This is a genomic window from Salmonella sp. K21076, assembly GCF_039650795.1.
In the GTDB taxonomy this organism is placed as follows: domain Bacteria; phylum Pseudomonadota; class Gammaproteobacteria; order Enterobacterales; family Enterobacteriaceae; genus Salmonella; species Salmonella enterica.
This window is the reverse complement of sequence record NZ_JBCLYA010000049.1, coordinates 97,687-115,942: the sequence shown is the minus strand read 5'-3', so window position 1 is coordinate 115,942 and position 18,256 is coordinate 97,687. Positions and strand designations below refer to the sequence as shown.

At 45.3% G+C, this 18,256-nt stretch carries 25 protein-coding genes; all 25 read left to right on the top strand.

Going from position 1 to position 18,256, the window contains the following annotated elements:
- The 25 genes from spiA (at position 1) to ssaQ (ending at position 18,214) form a co-directional block, all read left to right on the top strand.
- Positions 1–1,494, top strand: coding sequence for an SPI-2 type III secretion system protein SpiA (gene spiA / locus AAYN39_RS18475; protein WP_000261287.1), 1,494 nt, complete (start codon positions 1–3; stop codon positions 1,492–1,494).
- On the top strand, positions 1,475–2,686 hold the full coding sequence (ssaD, locus tag AAYN39_RS18470) for a SctD family type III secretion system inner membrane ring subunit SsaD (RefSeq protein WP_000323784.1): 1,212 nt from the start codon (positions 1,475–1,477) through the stop codon (positions 2,684–2,686). Before spiA ends, ssaD begins: the two co-directional genes overlap by 20 nt.
- Before the next feature lie 7 nt (positions 2,687–2,693).
- Positions 2,694–2,936: a YscE family type III secretion system co-chaperone SsaE gene (ssaE, locus tag AAYN39_RS18465; RefSeq protein WP_000210204.1), complete on the top strand. Its 243-nt coding sequence runs from the start codon at positions 2,694–2,696 to the stop codon at positions 2,934–2,936.
- Between the two features lie 202 nt (positions 2,937–3,138).
- Complete coding sequence (gene sseA / locus AAYN39_RS18460) at positions 3,139–3,465, top strand: SPI-2 type III secretion system chaperone SseA (RefSeq protein WP_000972855.1); 327 nt, start codon at positions 3,139–3,141, stop codon at positions 3,463–3,465.
- A gap of 6 nt (positions 3,466–3,471) precedes the next feature.
- A complete protein-coding gene (gene sseB / locus AAYN39_RS18455) occupies positions 3,472–4,062 on the top strand; it encodes an SPI-2 type III secretion system translocon protein SseB (protein WP_000094422.1) in 591 nt (196 codons plus the stop codon).
- A complete protein-coding gene (gene sscA, locus AAYN39_RS18450; protein WP_000711030.1) occupies positions 4,059–4,532 on the top strand; it encodes a SycD/LcrH family type III secretion system chaperone SscA in 474 nt (157 codons plus the stop codon). The genes sseB and sscA overlap by 4 nt, the downstream gene beginning before the upstream one ends.
- A 2-nt stretch (positions 4,533–4,534) precedes the next feature.
- Positions 4,535–5,989, top strand: a complete 1,455-nt coding sequence (sseC, locus tag AAYN39_RS18445; protein ID WP_001079758.1) for an SPI-2 type III secretion system translocon protein SseC — start codon at positions 4,535–4,537, stop codon at positions 5,987–5,989.
- A 15-nt stretch (positions 5,990–6,004) separates the two neighbouring features.
- Complete coding sequence (sseD, locus tag AAYN39_RS18440) at positions 6,005–6,592, top strand: SPI-2 type III secretion system translocon protein SseD (RefSeq protein WP_000388328.1); 588 nt, start codon at positions 6,005–6,007, stop codon at positions 6,590–6,592.
- A gap of 2 nt (positions 6,593–6,594) precedes the next feature.
- Complete coding sequence (gene sseE / locus AAYN39_RS18435) at positions 6,595–7,011, top strand: LcrR family type III secretion system chaperone SseE (RefSeq protein WP_000249605.1); 417 nt, start codon at positions 6,595–6,597, stop codon at positions 7,009–7,011.
- 51 nt (positions 7,012–7,062) lie between these two features.
- Positions 7,063–7,497: a SycD/LcrH family type III secretion system chaperone SscB gene (sscB, locus tag AAYN39_RS18430; RefSeq protein WP_000979964.1), complete on the top strand. Its 435-nt coding sequence runs from the start codon at positions 7,063–7,065 to the stop codon at positions 7,495–7,497.
- A gap of 15 nt (positions 7,498–7,512) precedes the next feature.
- On the top strand, positions 7,513–8,295 hold the full coding sequence (gene sseF / locus AAYN39_RS18425) for a type III secretion systems effector SseF (RefSeq protein WP_000690723.1): 783 nt from the start codon (positions 7,513–7,515) through the stop codon (positions 8,293–8,295).
- Positions 8,292–8,981, top strand: a complete 690-nt coding sequence (gene sseG / locus AAYN39_RS18420; RefSeq protein ID WP_000805847.1) for a pathogenicity island 2 effector protein SseG — start codon at positions 8,292–8,294, stop codon at positions 8,979–8,981. The genes sseF and sseG overlap by 4 nt, the downstream gene beginning before the upstream one ends.
- Before the next feature lie 93 nt (positions 8,982–9,074).
- A complete protein-coding gene (ssaG, locus tag AAYN39_RS18415) occupies positions 9,075–9,290 on the top strand; it encodes a type III secretion system needle filament protein SsaG (protein ID WP_000350226.1) in 216 nt (71 codons plus the stop codon).
- Positions 9,268–9,558 (top strand): EscG/YscG/SsaH family type III secretion system needle protein co-chaperone, encoded by a 291-nt coding sequence (locus AAYN39_RS18410; RefSeq protein ID WP_000444714.1) that lies wholly within the window; start codon positions 9,268–9,270, stop codon positions 9,556–9,558. The genes ssaG and AAYN39_RS18410 overlap by 23 nt, the downstream gene beginning before the upstream one ends.
- Positions 9,559–9,569: 11 nt before the next feature.
- Positions 9,570–9,818, top strand: coding sequence for a SctI family type III secretion system inner rod subunit SsaI (ssaI, locus tag AAYN39_RS18405; protein WP_010989174.1), 249 nt, complete (start codon positions 9,570–9,572; stop codon positions 9,816–9,818).
- A complete protein-coding gene (ssaJ, locus tag AAYN39_RS18400) occupies positions 9,815–10,564 on the top strand; it encodes an SPI-2 type III secretion system apparatus lipoprotein SsaJ (protein WP_000862869.1) in 750 nt (249 codons plus the stop codon). The genes ssaI and ssaJ overlap by 4 nt, the downstream gene beginning before the upstream one ends.
- Before the next feature lie 17 nt (positions 10,565–10,581).
- A complete protein-coding gene (locus AAYN39_RS18395; protein WP_001765123.1) occupies positions 10,582–11,130 on the top strand; it encodes a type III secretion system domain-containing protein in 549 nt (182 codons plus the stop codon).
- Entirely contained in the window at positions 11,127–11,801 is a 675-nt protein-coding gene (gene ssaK / locus AAYN39_RS18390) for an SPI-2 type III secretion system apparatus protein SsaK (RefSeq protein WP_000011199.1), read from the top strand. The genes AAYN39_RS18395 and ssaK overlap by 4 nt, the downstream gene beginning before the upstream one ends.
- Entirely contained in the window at positions 11,767–12,783 is a 1,017-nt protein-coding gene (gene ssaL, locus AAYN39_RS18385) for an SPI-2 type III secretion system apparatus protein SsaL (protein ID WP_001682022.1), read from the top strand. The genes ssaK and ssaL overlap by 35 nt, the downstream gene beginning before the upstream one ends.
- Positions 12,784–12,840: 57 nt before the next feature.
- Positions 12,841–13,209, top strand: coding sequence for an SPI-2 type III secretion system apparatus protein SsaM (gene ssaM / locus AAYN39_RS18380; protein ID WP_000383695.1), 369 nt, complete (start codon positions 12,841–12,843; stop codon positions 13,207–13,209).
- Positions 13,194–15,239 (top strand): SPI-2 type III secretion system apparatus protein SsaV, encoded by a 2,046-nt coding sequence (gene ssaV, locus AAYN39_RS18375; RefSeq protein ID WP_001258227.1) that lies wholly within the window; start codon positions 13,194–13,196, stop codon positions 15,237–15,239. The genes ssaM and ssaV overlap by 16 nt, the downstream gene beginning before the upstream one ends.
- Positions 15,229–16,530, top strand: coding sequence for a SctN family type III secretion system ATPase SsaN (gene ssaN, locus AAYN39_RS18370; RefSeq protein ID WP_000787208.1), 1,302 nt, complete (start codon positions 15,229–15,231; stop codon positions 16,528–16,530). The genes ssaV and ssaN overlap by 11 nt, the downstream gene beginning before the upstream one ends.
- Before the next feature lie 2 nt (positions 16,531–16,532).
- On the top strand, positions 16,533–16,910 hold the full coding sequence (gene ssaO, locus AAYN39_RS18365; protein WP_000449096.1) for an SPI-2 type III secretion system apparatus protein SsaO: 378 nt from the start codon (positions 16,533–16,535) through the stop codon (positions 16,908–16,910).
- Positions 16,891–17,265: an SPI-2 type III secretion system apparatus protein SsaP gene (gene ssaP / locus AAYN39_RS18360; protein WP_001223310.1), complete on the top strand. Its 375-nt coding sequence runs from the start codon at positions 16,891–16,893 to the stop codon at positions 17,263–17,265. The genes ssaO and ssaP overlap by 20 nt, the downstream gene beginning before the upstream one ends.
- Positions 17,246–18,214 (top strand): SPI-2 type III secretion system cytoplasmic ring protein SsaQ, encoded by a 969-nt coding sequence (gene ssaQ / locus AAYN39_RS18355; RefSeq protein WP_000944194.1) that lies wholly within the window; start codon positions 17,246–17,248, stop codon positions 18,212–18,214. The genes ssaP and ssaQ overlap by 20 nt, the downstream gene beginning before the upstream one ends.
- Positions 18,215–18,256 lie beyond the last annotated feature (42 nt).

Here is an 18,256-nt window from a genome sequence, read left to right as displayed (position 1 = left end):
ATGGTAGTAAATAAACGTTTAATCTTAATTTTACTATTTATACTCAATACAGCAAAGAGTGATGAGTTATCATGGAAAGGTAATGACTTCACCCTTTATGCCAGACAAATGCCATTAGCAGAGGTTTTACATCTGCTCTCAGAGAACTATGATACGGCTATTACTATTAGCCCATTGATAACAGCTACATTTAGTGGAAAAATTCCGCCTGGACCACCGGTCGATATTTTGAATAACCTGGCAGCACAATATGATTTGCTAACCTGGTTTGATGGCAGCATGTTATATGTATATCCTGCATCGTTATTAAAACATCAGGTTATCACTTTCAATATTTTATCTACTGGACGGTTCATTCATTACTTACGCAGCCAGAATATCCTTTCATCACCGGGATGCGAGGTTAAAGAAATTACCGGTACCAGAGCTGTGGAGGTGAGTGGTGTTCCCAGCTGTCTGACTCGTATTAGTCAATTAGCTTCAGTGCTGGATAATGCGTTAATCAAACGAAAAGACAGTGCGGTGAGTGTAAGTATATACACGCTTAAGTATGCCACTGCGATGGATACCCAATACCAATATCGCGATCAGTCCGTCGTGGTTCCAGGGGTCGTGAGTGTATTGCGTGAGATGAGTAAAACCAGCGTACCGGCGTCATCGACGACCAATGGTTCACCCGCTACACAGGCATTGCCCATGTTTGCTGCCGACCCACGCCAGAATGCAGTGATCGTTCGTGATTATGCGGCCAATATGGCCGGGTATCGGAAACTCATCACAGAATTAGATCAACGCCAGCAGATGATAGAGATTTCGGTGAAAATTATCGATGTTAATGCTGGAGATATTAACCAGTTAGGCATCGACTGGGGAACGGCAGTGTCGCTGGGTGGCAAGAAAATTGCGTTCAATACAGGTTTGAATGACGGTGGTGCTAGCGGTTTTTCAACGGTAATCAGCGATACCTCAAACTTTATGGTGCGTTTGAATGCCCTGGAAAAAAGCTCTCAGGCTTATGTACTTTCCCAGCCATCTGTGGTGACTTTAAATAATATCCAGGCTGTGCTGGATAAAAATATTACTTTCTATACCAAACTGCAGGGAGAAAAAGTGGCTAAACTTGAATCCATCACTACGGGTTCTTTGTTGCGCGTTACACCTCGCTTGTTAAATGACAATGGCACGCAAAAAATAATGCTTAATCTTAATATTCAGGATGGACAACAAAGTGATACGCAAAGCGAAACAGATCCGCTACCCGAAGTGCAAAATTCTGAAATTGCTTCGCAAGCCACATTATTGGCCGGACAAAGTCTATTGCTGGGAGGGTTTAAACAAGGTAAACAAATCCACTCGCAAAACAAAATCCCTTTATTGGGCGATATCCCTGTCGTAGGTCATTTGTTTCGCAATGATACGACTCAAGTACATAGTGTAATCAGGCTTTTTTTGATTAAAGCCTCAGTAGTAAATAATGGCATATCTCATGGTTAATCCAAAGAGTTCCTGGAAAATACGTTTTTTAGGTCACGTTTTACAAGGCCGGGAAGTATGGCTGAATGAAGGTAACCTGTCACTGGGGGAGAAGGGATGCGATATTTGTATTCCGCTGGCTATAAATGAAAAAATTATTCTGAGAGAACAGGCAGATAGTTTATTTGTTGATGCCGGGAAAGCCAGAGTTAGAGTTAATGGCCGCAGATTTAATCCAAATAAGCCGCTACCATCCAGTGGGGTTTTGCAGGTTGCGGGAGTGGCTATCGCGTTTGGTAAACAGGATTGTGAACTTGCTGATTATCAAATACCCGTTTCCAGATCAGGGTACTGGTGGTTGGCTGGCGTATTCTTGATTTTCATCGGTGGAATGGGTGTCCTGTTAAGTATTAGTGGTCAGCCTGAAACGGTAAATGACTTACCTTTGCGGGTTAAGTTTTTATTAGACAAAAGCAATATTCATTATGTGCGGGCGCAATGGAAAGAAGATGGAAGCCTGCAGTTGTCCGGTTATTGCTCGTCAAGCGAACAGATGCAAAAGGTGAGAGCGACTCTCGAATCATGGGGGGTCATGTATCGGGATGGTGTAATCTGTGATGACTTATTGATACGAGAAGTGCAGGATGTTTTGATAAAAATGGGTTACCCGCATGCTGAAGTATCCAGCGAAGGGCCGGGGAGCGTGTTAATTCATGATGATATACAAATGGATCAGCAATGGCGTAAGGTTCAACCATTACTTGCAGATATTCCCGGGTTATTGCACTGGCAGATTAGTCATTCTCATCAGTCTCAGGGGGATGATATTATTTCTGCGATAATAGAGAACGGTTTAGTGGGGCTTGTCAATGTTACGCCAATGCGGCGCTCTTTTGTTATCAGTGGTGTACTGGATGAATCTCATCAACGCATTTTGCAAGAAACGTTAGCAGCATTAAAGAAAAAGGACCCCGCTCTTTCTTTAATTTATCAGGATATTGCGCCTTCTCATGATGAAAGCAAGTATCTGCCTGCGCCAGTGGCTGGCTTTGTACAGAGTCGCCATGGTAATTACTTATTACTGACGAATAAAGAGCGTTTACGTGTAGGGGCATTGTTACCCAATGGGGGAGAAATTGTCCATCTGAGTGCCGATGTGGTAACGATTAAACATAATGATACTTTGATTAACTATCCATTAGATTTTAAGTGAGTGGAAAATGACAACTCTGACCCGGTTAGAAGATTTGCTGCTTCATTCGCGTGAAGAGGCCAAAGGCATAATTTTACAATTAAGGGCTGCCCGGAAACAGTTAGAAGAGAACAACGGTAGGTTACAGGATCCGCAGCAATATCAGCAAAACACCTTATTGCTTGAAGCGATCGAGCAGGCCGAAAATATCATCAACATTATTTATTATCGTTACCATAACAGCGCACTTGTAGTGAGTGAGCAAGAGTAAAGTAAAAATATCTTAGAGCCTATCCCACCAGGCGTTAATTGGCGCAGCCAGTTTGGACACGGATAGCGCGCAAAAACCGGAGCGTACACGTAGTACGTGAGGATTTTGAGCACTGCCCAGGTTCAAAATGGCAAGTAAAATAGCCCTAATGGGACAGGCTCTTAGTTAGCACGTTAATTATCTATCGTGTATATGGAGGGGAATGATGATAAAGAAAAAGGCTGCGTTTAGTGAATATCGTGATTTAGAGCAAAGTTACATGCAGCTAAATCACTGTCTTAAAAAATTTCACCAAATCCGGGCTAAGGTGAGTCAACAGCTTGCTGAAAGGGCAGAGAGCCCCAAAAAGAGCAGAGAGACAGAGAGTATTCTTCATAACCTATTTCCACAAGGCGTTGCCGGGGTTAACCAGGAGGCCGAGAAGGATTTAAAGAAAATAGTAAGTTTGTTTAAACAACTTGAAGTACGACTGAAACAACTTAATGCTCAAGCCCCGGTGGAGATACCGTCAGGAAAAACAAAAAGGTAAAGCATAATGTCTTCAGGAAACATCTTATGGGGAAGTCAAAACCCTATTGTGTTTAAAAATAGCTTCGGCGTCAGCAACGCTGATACCGGGAGCCAGGATGACTTATCCCAGCAAAATCCGTTTGCCGAAGGGTATGGTGTTTTGCTTATTCTCCTTATGGTTATTCAGGCTATCGCAAATAATAAATTTATTGAAGTCCAGAAGAACGCTGAACGTGCCAGAAATACCCAGGAAAAGTCAAATGAGATGGATGAGGTGATTGCTAAAGCAGCCAAAGGGGATGCTAAAACCAAAGAGGAGGTGCCTGAGGATGTAATTAAATACATGCGTGATAATGGTATTCTCATCGATGGTATGACCATTGATGATTATATGGCTAAATATGGCGATCATGGGAAGCTGGATAAAGGTGGCCTACAGGCGATCAAAGCGGCTTTGGATAATGACGCCAACCGGAATACCGATCTTATGAGTCAAGGGCAGATAACAATTCAAAAAATGTCTCAGGAGCTTAACGCTGTCCTTACCCAACTGACGGGGCTTATCAGTAAGTGGGGGGAAATTTCCAGTATGATAGCGCAGAAAACGTATTCATGAAAAAAGACCCGACCCTACAACAGGCACATGACACGATGCGATTTTTCCGGCGTGGCGGCTCGCTGCGTATGTTGTTGGATGACGATGTTACACAGCCGCTTAATACTGTGTATCGCTATGCCATGCAGCTTATGGAGGTAAAAGAATTCGCCGGCGCAGCGCGACTTTTTCAATTGCTGACGATATATGATGCCTGGTCATTTGACTACTGGTTTCGGTTAGGGGAATGCTGCCAGGCTCAAAAACATTGGGGGGAAGCGATATACGCTTATGGACGCGCGGCACAAATTAAGATTGATGCGCCGCAGGCGCCATGGGCCGCAGCGGAATGCTATCTCGCGTGTGATAACGTCTGTTATGCAATAAAAGCGTTAAAAGCCGTGGTGCGTATTTGCGGCGAGGTCAGTGAACATCAAATCCTCCGACTACGTGCAGAAAAGATGTTACAGCAGCTTTCTGACAGGAGCTAAAAATGAATCGAATTCACAGTAATAGCGATAGCGCCGCAGGAGTAACCGCCTTAACACATCATCACTTAAGCAATGTCAGTTGCGTTTCCTCGGGTTCGCTGGGAAAGCGCCAGCATCGTGTGAATTCTACTTTTGGCGATGGCAACGCCGCGTGTCTGCTATCCGGGAAAATTAGTCTTCAGGAGGCAAGCAATGCGTTGAAGCAACTGCTTGATGCCGTACCCGGAAATCATAAGCGTCCATCATTGCCTGACTTTTTGCAGACCAATCCCGCGGTTTTATCAATGATGATGACGTCATTAATACTCAACGTCTTTGGTAATAACGCTCAATCGTTATGCCAACAGCTTGAGCGGGCAACTGAGGTGCAAAATGCATTACGTAATAAGCAGGTAAAGGAGTATCAGGAGCAGATCCAGAAAGCGATAGAGCAGGAGGATAAAGCGCGTAAAGCGGGTATTTTTGGCGCTATTTTTGACTGGATTACCGGCATATTTGAAACCGTGATTGGCGCCTTAAAAGTTGTGGAAGGTTTTCTGTCCGGTAATCCCGCAGAAATGGCTAGCGGCGTAGCTTATATGGCCGCAGGTTGTGCAGGAATGGTTAAAGCCGGAGCCGAAACGGCAATGATGTGCGGTGCTGACCACGATACCTGTCAGGCGATTATTGACGTGACAAGTAAGATTCAATTTGGTTGTGAAGCCGTCGCGCTGGCACTGGATGTTTTCCAGATTGGCCGTGCTTTTATGGCGACGAGAGGTTTATCTGGCGCAGCTGCAAAAGTGCTTGACTCCGGTTTTGGCGAGGAAATGGTTGAGCGTATGGTTGGTGCAGGGGAAGCAGAAATAGAGGCGTTGGCTGAAAAGTTTGGCGAAGAAGTGAGCGAAAGTTTTTCCAAACAATTTGAGCCGCTTGAACGTGAAATGGTTTCGCCGGGCGAGATGGAAGAGGAGTCTGCCGAATTTTCTCGTAACGTAGAAAAAAATATGACAAAAAATGCGGGAAAAAGTTTTACGAAAGAGGGGGTGAAAGCCATGGCAAAAGAAGCGGTAAAAGAAGCCCTGGAAAAATATGCGCAAGAAGGGGAAAAGTTTCTGTTAAAAAATTTTCGTAATAAAGTTCTCTTCAATATGTTCAAAAAAATCCTGTATGCCTTACTGAGGGATTGTTCATTTAAAGGCTTACAGGCTATCAGATGTGCAACCGAGGGTGCCAATCAGATGAATACTGGCATGGTTAACACAGAAAAAGCGAAGCTTGAAAAGAAAATAGAGCAATTAATAACTCAGCAACGGTTTCTGGATTTCATAATGCAACAAACGGATGACCAAAAAAAGATAGAACAAAAACGCTTAGAGGGGCTTTATAAAGGTAGCGGTGCCGCGCTTAGAGGTGTATTAGATACCATTGATCACTATAGTAGCGTTCAGGCGAGAATAGCTGGCTGGCGCGCTTAATCTGAGGATAAAAATATGGAAGCGAGTAACGTAGCACTGGTATTACCAGCGCCTTCCTTGTTAACGCCTTCTTCCACTCCATCTCCCTCCGGGGAGGGAATGGGTACTGAATCAATGCTTCTGTTATTTGATGATATCTGGATGAAGCTAATGGAGCTTGCCAAAAAGCTGCGCGATATCATGCGCAGCTATAACGTAGAAAAACAACGACTGTCCTGGGAACTGCAAGTCAATGTTTTGCAGACGCAAATGAAAACAATTGATGAAGCGTTTAGAGCATCAATGATTACTGCGGGTGGCGCCATGTTGTCGGGAGTGCTGACGATAGGATTAGGGGCTGTAGGCGGGGAAACCGGTCTTATAGCGGGTCAAGCCGTAGGACACACCGCTGGGGGAGTCATGGGCCTGGGGTCCGGTGTAGCGCAACGTCAAAGTGATCAAGATAAAGCGATTGCCGACCTGCAACAAAATGGGGCACAATCTTATAATAAATCCCTGACGGACATTATGGAGAAAGCAACTGAAATTATGCAGCAAATCATCGGCGTGGGGTCGTCACTGGTTACGGTTCTTGCTGAAATACTCCGGGCATTAACGAGGTAAATATGGTGCAAGAAATAGAGCAATGGTTGCGTCGGCATCAGGTGTTTACTGAGCCTGCATATTTAGGGGAGACCGCCATATTACTTGGGCAGCAGTTTATATTATCGCCTTACCTGGTGATCTATCGTATTGAGGCAAAAGAAATGATTATTTGTGAGTTCAGGCGCCTGACGCCCGGGCAACCTCGACCACAGCAATTGTTTCACTTACTGGGACTTTTACGCGGGATATTTGTGCATCACCCGCAGTTAACATGTTTAAAGATGTTGATAATCACCGACGTTCTGGATGAAAAAAAAGCTATGCTACGCAGGAAATTATTGCGCATCCTGACAGTAATGGGAGCGACCTTTACACAGCTTGATGGCGATAACTGGACAATTTTATCCGCCGAGCATCTTATCCAGCGACGTTTTTAAATGACCTTCCTGGCGTAAATCATTATCACGTGAAAATAACAATCAATAGGTATGATGATGAAAGAAGATCAGAAAAATAAAATACCCGAAGACATTCTGAAACAGCTATTATCCGTTGATCCGGAAACCGTTTATGCCAGTGGTTACGCCTCATGGCAGGAGGGGGATTATTCGCGCGCCGTAATCGATTTTAGCTGGCTGGTGATGGCCCAGCCATGGAGTTGGCGTGCCCATATTGCATTGGCTGGCACCTGGATGATGCTTAAAGAATACACGACGGCCATTAATTTCTATGGACATGCCTTGATGCTGGATGCCAGCCATCCAGAACCGGTTTACCAAACGGGCGTCTGTCTCAAAATGATGGGGGAACCCGGGTTGGCGAGAGAGGCTTTTCAAACCGCAATCAAGATGAGCTATGCGGATGCCTCATGGAGTGAGATTCGCCAGAATGCGCAAAAAATGGTTGATACTCTTATTGCTTAAATAACAGAACGAAATATGAAAATTCATATTCCGTCAGCGGCAAGCAATATAGTCGATGGTAATAGTCCTCCTTCCGGTATACAAGCGAAGGAGGCATCGTTTCCTCCCCCTGAAATTCCAGCCCCTGGCACCCCTACAGTTCCTGTGGTGCTTACGCCTGAACAAATAAGGCAGCAGAGGGATTATGCTATACATTTTATGCAATACACGATTCGTGCGCTGGGGGCGACAGTCGTGTTTGGATTATCGGTTGCTGCAGCGGTAATTTCTGGCGGAGCAGGATTACCCATTGCTATTCTTGCGGGGGCGGCGCTCGTGATTGCTATTGGGGATGCTTGCTGTGCGTATCATAATTATCAATTGATATGTCAGCAAAAGGCGCCGTTACAAACCGCCAGTGATAGCGTTGCTCTTGTGGTCAGTGCGCTGGCCTTAAAATGCGGGGCAAGTCTTAACTGCGCTAACACCCTTGCTAATTGTCTTTCTTTATTAATACGTTCAGGAATCGCTATTTCTATGTTGGTTTTACCCCTACAGTTTCCACTGCCCGCGGCTGAAAATATAGCGGCCTCTTTGGACATGGGGAGTGTAATTACCTCCGTTAGCCTGACGGCGATAGGTGCGGTACTGGATTATTGCCTTGCCCGCCCCTCTGGCGACGATCAGGAAAATTCTGTTGATGAACTTCATGCCGATCCCAGTGTGTTATTGGCGGAACAAATGGCATTGCTCTGTCAATCTGCTACTACACCTGCATTAATGGACAGTTCTGGTCATACATCTCGGGGAGAACCATGAAACCTGTTAGCCCAAATGCTCAGGTCGGAGGGCAACGTCCTGTTAACGCGCCTGAGGAATCACCTCCATGTCCCTCATTGCCACATCCGGAAACCAATATGGAGAGTGGTAGAATTGGACCTCAACAAGGAAAAGAGCGGTTATTGGCCGGACTTGCGAAACGAGTGATAGAGTGTTTTCCAAAAGAAATTTTTAGTTGGCAAACGGTCATTTTGGGCGGACAGATTTTATGCTGTTCCGCTGGAATAGCATTAACAGTGCTAAGTGGTGGAGGCGCACCGCTCGTAGCCCTGGCAGGAATTGGCCTTGCTATTGCCATCGCGGATGTCGCCTGTCTTATCTACCATCATAAACATCATTTGCCTATGGCTCACGACAGTATAGGCAATGCCGTTTTTTATATTGCTAATTGTTTCGCCAATCAACGCAAAAGTATGGCGATTGCTAAAGCCGTCTCCCTGGGCGGTAGATTAGCCTTAACCGCGACGGTAGTGACGCATTCATACTGGAGTGGGAGTTTGGGACTACAGCCTCACTTATTAGAGCATCTTAATGATCTTACCTACGGACTAATGAGTTTTACTCGCTTCGGTATGGATGGGATGGCAATGACCGGTATGCAGGTCAGCAGCCCATTATATCGTTTGCTGGCTCAGGTGACGCCAGAACAACGTGCGCCGGAGTAATCGTTTTCAGGTATATACCGGATGTTCATTGCTTTCTAAATTTTGCTATGTTGCCAGTATCCTTACGATGTATTTATTTTAAGGAAAAGCATTATGGATATTGCACAATTAGTGGATATGCTCTCCCACATGGCGCACCAGGCAGGCCAGGCCATTAATGACAAAATGAATGGTAATGATTTGCTCAACCCAGAATCGATGATTAAAGCGCAATTTGCCTTACAGCAGTATTCTACATTTATTAATTACGAAAGTTCACTGATCAAAATGATCAAGGATATGCTTAGTGGAATCATTGCTAAAATCTGAAGTTATTAGCGACGATGTTCGACGGTTGCTGCTGGAAATCATGTTTGCGGGCGTTAACCATAGCCTGATTTCCCAGGTACATGCGATGTTACCAGCGCTAACGGTTATTGTTCCGGATAAAAAATTACAGTTGGTATGTTTGGCATTATTGTTGGCGGGTTTAAATGAGCCGTTAAAGGCCGCGAAAATTTTATCGGATATTGATTTGCCAGAGGCTATGGCGCTACGAATGTTATTTCCTGCACCAAATGAGGGGTTTGAAAATTGAATATTTCTGATATGAGCATAGTGCCTGTAAGCACTCAATCTTATGTAAAGTCCTTTGCAGAACCGAGCCAGGAGCAAATTAATTTTTTTAAACAATTGCTGAAAGATGAAGCATCCACCAGTAACGCCAGTGCTTTATTACCGCAGGTTATGTTGACCAGACAAATGGATTATATGCAGTTAACGGTAGGCGTCGATTATCTTGCCAGAATATCAGGCGCAGCATCGCAAGCGCTTAATAAGCTGGATAGCATGACATGAAGGTTCATCGTATAATATTTCTTACTGTCCTTACGTTCTTTCTTACGGCATGTGATGTGGATCTTTATCGCTCATTGCCAGAAGATGAGGCGAATCAAATGCTGGCATTACTTATGCAGCATCATATCGATGCGGAAAAAAAACAGGAAGAGGACGGTGTTACCTTACGTGTCGAGCAGTCGCAGTTTATTAATGCGGTTGAGCTACTTAGACTTAACGGTTATCCGCATCGGCAGTTTACAACGGCGGATAAGATGTTTCCGGCTAATCAGTTAGTGGTATCACCCCAGGAAGAACAGCAGAAGATTAATTTTTTAAAAGAACAAAGAATTGAAGGAATGCTGAGTCAGATGGAGGGCGTGATTAATGCAAAAGTGACCATTGCGCTACCGACTTATGATGAGGGAAGTAACGCTTCTCCGAGCTCAGTTGCCGTATTTATAAAATATTCACCTCAGGTCAACATGGAGGCCTTTCGGGTAAAAATTAAGGATTTAATAGAGATGTCAATCCCTGGGTTGCAATACAGTAAGATTAGTATCTTGATGCAGCCTGCTGAATTCAGAATGGTACCTGACGTACCCGCGAGACAAACATTCTGGATTATGGACGTTATCAACGCCAATAAAGGGAAGGTGGTGAAGTGGTTGATGAAATACCCTTATCAGTTGATGTTATCGTTGACAGGACTGTTATTAGGAGTGGGCATCCTGATCGGCTATTTTTGCCTGAGACGCCGTTTTTGAGCCGACCTGATCCCGAAGTGTTGCAACTTTATCGTTATTTCTGGCAACCTGCTCGTTACGCTGTACCGGAATGGCTGGATAAGCTGGGCTTTCATCTTTCAAACTGCTGGCGTTATGGCGATCGGCCCAAATTGGATCGTCTTCTTGACAGAGCGTTAAATAGACTAAGGGGAAGCTCTGTTATTCCAGCCTGTTTAAATGACAGGCAAAAACGACAGATTCGTCTTGCGCCGCGTATATCGGCATTTGCCTTTGGACTGGGATTATTCAAACTCAGGTGTAGTGACTATTTTATGCTACCAGAGTATCGGCAATTGCTTCTACAGTGGTTTAGCGAGGATGAGATCTGGCAGCTATATGGTTGGTTGGGGCAAAGAGATGGCAAATTACTTCCTCCGCAAGTGATGCAACAAACTGCATTGCAGATCGGTACCGCCATTCTTAATCGGGAAGCGCATGACGATGCGGTTTTACATGCGCTATTAGTATTATTACCCCCTCCGCAGCGTATACTTTGGCCGAAGACTTCTCTTACCGAGATTATCTTCATGGAGCATTTGCTATGAGTTTTACTTCACTTCCTCTGACGGAAATTAACCATAAGCTACCCGCTCGAAATATTATTGAGTCACAGTGGATAACATTACAATTAACTTTATTTGCACAAGAGCAACAAGCTAAGAGAGTTTCACATGCTATTGTGAGCTCCGCTTACCGTAAGGCTGAAAAAATCATCCGAGACGCCTATCGTTATCAGCGTGAACAGAAAGTTGAGCAGCAACAAGAAATAGCGTGGTTGCGTAAAAATACGCTGGAAAAAATGGAAGTAGAATGGCTGGAACAACATGTAAAACATTTACAAGAAGATGAAAATCAATTTCGTTCATTGGTCGATCACGCCGCGCATCATATTAAAAATAGTATAGAACAGGTTCTGTTGGCCTGGTTCGACCAACAGTCGGTAGACAGTGTTATGTGCCATCGTCTGGCACGCCAGGCCACGGCTATGGCGGAAGAGGGAGCGCTTTATTTGCGTATTCATCCTGAAAAAGAGGCATTGATGCGTGAAACTTTTGGCAAGCGGTTTACGCTGATTATCGAGCCTGGTTTCTCTCCCGATCAGGCTGAACTTTCCTCAACACGATATGCCGTTGAGTTTTCACTTTCTCGTCATTTCAACGCGTTACTGAAATGGTTACGTAATGGTGAAGATAAAAGAGGTAGCGATGAATATTAAAATTAATGAGATAAAAATGACGCCCCCTACAGCATTTACCCCTGGCCTGGTTATAGAGGAACAAGAGGTTATTTCGCCTTCAATGTTAGCTCTCCATGAGTTACAGGAAACGGCGGGGGCAGCGCTCTATGAGACGATGGAAGAAATAGGAATGGCGCTGAGTGGTAAACTGCGCGAAAGTAATAAATTCACTGATGCTGAGAAACTGGAGCGCAGGCAGCAGGCTTTGCTGCGTTTGATAAAACAAATACAGGAGGATAATGGGGCAGCGTTGCGTCCGCTTACCGAAGAGAATAGTGATCCTGATTTACAGAATGCGTATCAAATTATCGCTCTTGCAATGGCGCTTACTGCCGGCGGGTTGTCAAAAAAGAAAAAACGCGATTTGCAATCGCAACTGGATACGCTTACAGCGGAGGAGGGATGGGAACTTGCCGTTTTTAGTTTACTGGAACTTGGCGAAGTGGATACCGCTACGCTGTCCTCGCTGAAGCGTTTTATGCAACAGGCGATAGACAACGATGAAATGCCCTTATCGCAGTGGTTCAGACGCGTGGCAGACTGGCCGGATCGCGGTGAACGGGTCCGTATTTTGCTAAGAGCAATAGCCTTTGAACTTAGCATATGCATCGAACCCTCGGAGCAAAGTCGTTTGGCCGCAGCATTAGTACGCTTGCGTCGTTTGTTGTTATTCCTTGGCCTTGAAAAAGAGTGCCAGCGTGAGGAGTGGATTTGCCAGTTGCCGCCTAATACATTACTGCCGCTACTACTCGATATCATTTGTGAGCGCTGGCTTTTCAGCGATTGGTTGCTTGATAGACTTACCGCTATAGTTTCTTCATCGAAGATGTTCAATCGGTTACTCCAACAACTTGATGCGCAGTTTATGCTGATACCCGATAACTGTTTTAACGACGAAGATCAACGTGAACAAATTCTCGAAACGCTTCGTGAAGTAAAGATAAATCAGGTTTTATTCTGATACCTGGCTTTCAATATTTAGGTAAATTGGCTTTCTGGCTCATCATGAGGCGTCAGGATGGATTGGGATCTCATTACTGAACGTAATATTCAGCTTTTTATTCAATTAGCAGGATTAGCTGAACGGCCTTTAGCAACCAATATGTTCTGGCGGCAAGGACAATATGAAACCTGTCTAAACTATCATAATGGTCGTATTCACTTATGTCAGATACTCAAGCAAACCTTCTTAGACGAAGAACTGCTTTTTAAAGCGTTGGCTAACTGGAAACCCGCAGCGTTCCAGGGTATTCCTCAACGATTATTTTTGTTGCGCGATGGGCTTGCAATGAGTTGTTCTCCACCTCTTTCCAGCTCCGCCGAGCTCTGGTTACGATTACATCATCGACAAATAAAATTTCTGGAGTCGCAATGCGTTCATGGTTAGGTGAGGGAATCAGGGCGCAACAGTGGCTCAGTGTATGCGCGGGTCGTCAGGATATGGTTCTGGCGACGGTGTTATTAATCGCTATCGTGATGATGCTGTTACCTTTGCCGACCTGGATGGTTGATATCCTGATTACTATCAACCTTATGTTTTCAGTGATCCTGCTTTTAATTGTTATTTATCTTAGTGACCCTCTCGATTTATCGGTATTTCCGTCTTTATTACTTATTACTACATTATATCGTTTGTCACTCACAATCAGCACATCACGGCTGGTACTGTTACAACATAATGCCGGTAATATTGTGGATGCTTTCGGTAAGTTTGTCGTAGGAGGAAATCTCACCGTTGGGTTGGTCGTATTTACCATCATTACTATTGTGCAATTTATTGTCATTACAAAAGGTATCGAGAGGGTGGCGGAAGTTAGCGCACGTTTCTCGCTTGATGGGATGCCAGGCAAACAAATGAGTATCGATGGCGATTTGCGTGCCGGAGTTATCGATGCAGACCATGCCCGTACATTAAGACAGCACGTCCAGCAGGAAAGCCGTTTTCTCGGTGCGATGGACGGTGCAATGAAATTTGTTAAAGGCGATACGATTGCCGGTATTATTGTTGTTCTGGTGAACATTATCGGCGGTATTATTATCGCTATCGTACAATATGATATGTCGATGAGTGAGGCTGTTCACACTTATAGCGTACTGTCAATCGGAGATGGTTTATGTGGGCAAATTCCATCGCTGCTGATTTCCCTTAGCGCGGGAATTATTGTCACCCGTGTTCCGGGTGAGAAACGCCAGAACCTGGCGACAGAGTTGAGTTCTCAAATTGCCAGACAACCTCAGTCGCTCATATTAACCGCTGTGGTTTTAATGCTCCTCGCTTTAATTCCTGGCTTTCCTTTTATCACTCTCGCTTTCTTTTCAGCGTTGTTAGCATTGCCAATTATCCTCATTCGCCGCAAAAAGTCTGTGGTTTCCGCAAATGGCATCGAAGCGCCGGAAAAAGATAGTATGGTTCCCGGCGCATGTCCTCTAATCTTACGTCTTACCCCGACGTTACATTCTGCCGACCTGATTCGTGATATTGATGCCATGAGATGGTTTTTATTTGAGGATACCGGCGTCCCTCTCCCTGAGGTGAATATTGAGGTTTTGCCTGAACCCACCGAAAAATTGACGGTACTGCTATATCAGGAACCCGTGTTTAGTTTATCTATTCCCGCCCAGGCGGATTATTTATTGATAGGCGCGGACGCTAGTGTGGTGGGTGACAGCCAGACGTTACCGAACGGAATGGGGCAGATCTGTTGGCTTTCAAAAGACATGGCTCATAAGGCGCAAGGTTTTGGACTGGACGTTTTCGCGGGCAGCCAACGTATCTCTGCCTTATTAAAATGTGTCCTGCTTCGGCATATGGGAGAGTTTATTGGTGTTCAGGAAACGCGTTATCTAATGAATGCGATGGAAAAAAACTACTCTGAACTGGTGAAAGAACTTCAGCGCCAGTTACCCATTAATAAAATCGCTGAAACTTTGCAACGGCTTGTATCAGAGCGGGTTTCTATTAGAGATTTACGTCTTATTTTTGGCACATTAATTGACTGGGCGCCACGCGAAAAAGATGTCCTGATGTTGACAGAATATGTCCGTATCGCGCTTCGCCGTCATATTCTGCGTCGTCTTAATCCGGAAGGAAAACCGCTGCCGATTTTGCGGATCGGCGAAGGTATTGAAAACCTCGTGCGTGAATCCATTCGCCAGACGGCAATGGGGACCTATACTGCGCTGTCGTCTCGTCATAAGACGCAGATCCTGCAACTTATTGAGCAGGCGCTGAAGCAGTCAGCCAAATTATTCATTGTCACTTCTGTCGACACCCGCCGTTTCTTGCGAAAAATTACAGAAGCCACCTTGTTCGACGTACCGATTTTGTCATGGCAGGAATTAGGAGAGGAGAGCCTTATACAAGTGGTAGAAAGTATTGACCTTAGCGAAGAGGAGTTGGCGGACAATGAAGAATGAATTGATGCAACGTCTGAGGCTGAAATATCCGCCCCCCGATGGTTATTGTCGATGGGGCCGAATTCAAGATGTCAGCGCAACGTTGTTAAATGCGTGGTTGCCTGGGGTATTTATGGGAGAGTTGTGCTGTATAAAGCCTGGAGAAGAACTTGCTGAAGTCGTGGGGATTAATGGCAGCAAAGCTTTGCTATCTCCTTTTACGAGTACTATCGGGCTTCACTGCGGGCAGCAAGTGATGGCCTTAAGGCGACGCCATCAGGTTCCCGTGGGCGAAGCGTTATTAGGGCGAGTCATTGATGGTTTTGGTCGTCCCCTTGATGGCTGCGAACTGCCCGACGTCTGCTGGAAAGACTATGATGCAATGCCTCCTCCCGCAATGGTTCGACAGCCTATCACTCAACCATTAATGACGGGGATTCGCGCTATTGATAGCGTTGCGACCTGTGGTGAAGGGCAACGAGTGGGTATTTTTTCTGCTCCTGGCGTGGGGAAAAGCACGCTTCTGGCGATGCTGTGTAATGCGCCAGACGCAGACTGCAATGTTCTGGTGTTAATTGGTGAACGTGGACGAGAAGTCCGCGAGTTCATCGATTTTACACTGTCTGAAGAGACCCGAAAACGTTGTGTCATTGTTGTCGCAACCTCTGACAGACCCGCCTTAGAGCGCGTGAGGGCGCTGTTTGTGGCCACCACGATAGCAGAATTTTTTCGCGATAATGGAAAACGAGTCGTCTTGCTTGCCGACTCACTGACGCGTTATGCCAGGGCCGCACGGGAAATCGCTCTGGCCGCCGGAGAGACCGCAGTTTCTGGAGAATATCCGCCAGGCGTATTTAGTGCATTGCCACGACTTTTAGAACGTACAGGAATGGGGGAAAAAGGCAGTATTACCGCATTTTATACGGTCCTGGTGGAAGGCGATGATATGAATGAGCCGTTGGCGGATGAAGTCCGTTCACTGCTTGACGGACATATTGTGCTATCCCGGCGGCTTGCAGAGAGGGGGCATTATCCTGCCATTGACGTGTTGGCAACGCTCAGCCGCGTTTTTCCAGTCGTTACCAGCCATGAGCATCGTCAACTGGCGGCTATATTGCGACGGCGCCTGGCGCTTTACCAGGAGGTTGAACTGTTAATACGCATTGGGGAATACCAGCGAGGAGTTGATACTGATACCGATAAAGCCATTGATACCTATCCGGATATTTGCACATTTTTGCGACAAAGTAAGGATGAAGTATGCGGACCCGAGCTACTCATAGAAAAATTACATCAAATACTCACCGAGTGATCATGGAAACTTTGCTGGAGATAATCGCGCGGCGTGAAAAGCAATTACGCAGCAAACTTACCGTGCTTGATCAGCAGCAACAGGCGATTATTACTGAACAGCAGATTTGCCAGACGCGCGCTTTAGCAGTGACTACCAGACTGAAAGAATTAATGGGCTGGCAAGGTACGTTATCTTGTCATTTATTGTTGGATAAGAAACAACAAATGGCCGGACTATTCACTCAGGCGCAGAGCTTTTTGACGCAACGGCAGCAGTTAGAGAATCAGTATCAGCAGCTTGTCTCCAGGCGAAGCGAATTACAGAAGAATTTTAATGCGCTTATGAAAAAGAAAGAAAAAATTACTATGGTATTAAGCGATGCGTATTACCAAAGTTGAGGGAAGTCTTGGGTTGCCATGCCAGTCTTATCAGGATGATAACGAGGCGGAGGTGGAACGTATGGACTTTGAACAACTCATGCACCAGGCATTACCCATTGGTGAGAATAATCCTCCTGCAGCATTGAATAAGAACGTGGTTTTCACGCAACGTTATCGTGTTAGTGGCGGTTATCTTGACGGTGTAGAGTGTGAAGTCTGTGAGTCAGGAGGGCTAATCCAGTTAAGAATCAATGTCCCTCATCATGAAATTTACCGTTCGATGAAAGCGCTAAAGCAGTGGCTGGAGTCTCAGTTGCTGCATATGGGGTATATAATTTCCCTGGAGATATTCTATGTTAAGAATAGCGAATGAAGAGCGTCCGTGGGTGGAGATACTTCCAACACAAGGCGCTACTATTGGTGAGCTGACATTGAGTATGCAACAATATCCAGTACAGCAAGGGACATTATTTACCATAAATTATCATAATGAGCTGGGTAGGGTGTGGATTGCAGAACAATGCTGGCAGCGCTGGTGTGAAGGGCTAATTGGCACCGCTAATCGATCGGCTATTGAGCCTGAATTGCTATATGGAATAGCTGAATGGGGGCTGGCGCCGTTATTGCAAGCCAGTGATGCAACCCTCTGTCAGAACGAGCCGCCAACATCCTGCAGTAATCTACCACATCAGCTAGCGTTGCATATTAAATGGACAGTTGAAGAACATGAGTTCCATAGCATTATTTTTACATGGCCAACGGGTTTTTTGCGCAATATAGTCGGAGAGCTTTCTGCTGAGCGTCAACAGATTTATCCTGCTCCTCCTGTGGTAGTCCCTGTATATTTAGGCTGGTGTCAGCTTACATTAATTGAACTTGAGTCTATCGAAATCGGCATGGGCGTTCGGATTCATTGCTTTGGCGACATCAGACTCGGTTTTTTTGCTATTCAACTACCTGGGGGTATTTACGCGAGGGTGTTGCTGACAGAGGATAACACGATGAAATTTGACGAATTAGTCCAGGATATCGAAACGCTACTTGCGTCAGGGAGCCCGATGTTAAAGAGTGATGGAACGTCTTCAGTCGAACTTGAGCAGATACCACAACAGGTGCTCTTTGAGATTGGACGTGCGAGTCTGGAAATTGGACAATTACGACAACTTAAAACGGGGGACGTTTTGCCTGTAGGCGGATGTTTTGCGCCAGAAGTGACGATAAGAGTAAATGACCGTATTATTGGGCAAGGTGAGTTGATTGCCTGTGGGAATGAATTCATGGTACGTATTACACGTTGGTATCTTTGCAAAAATACAGCGTAAACCTGATAAGAAAAATAATATGCGAACAATATAATAGCGTTC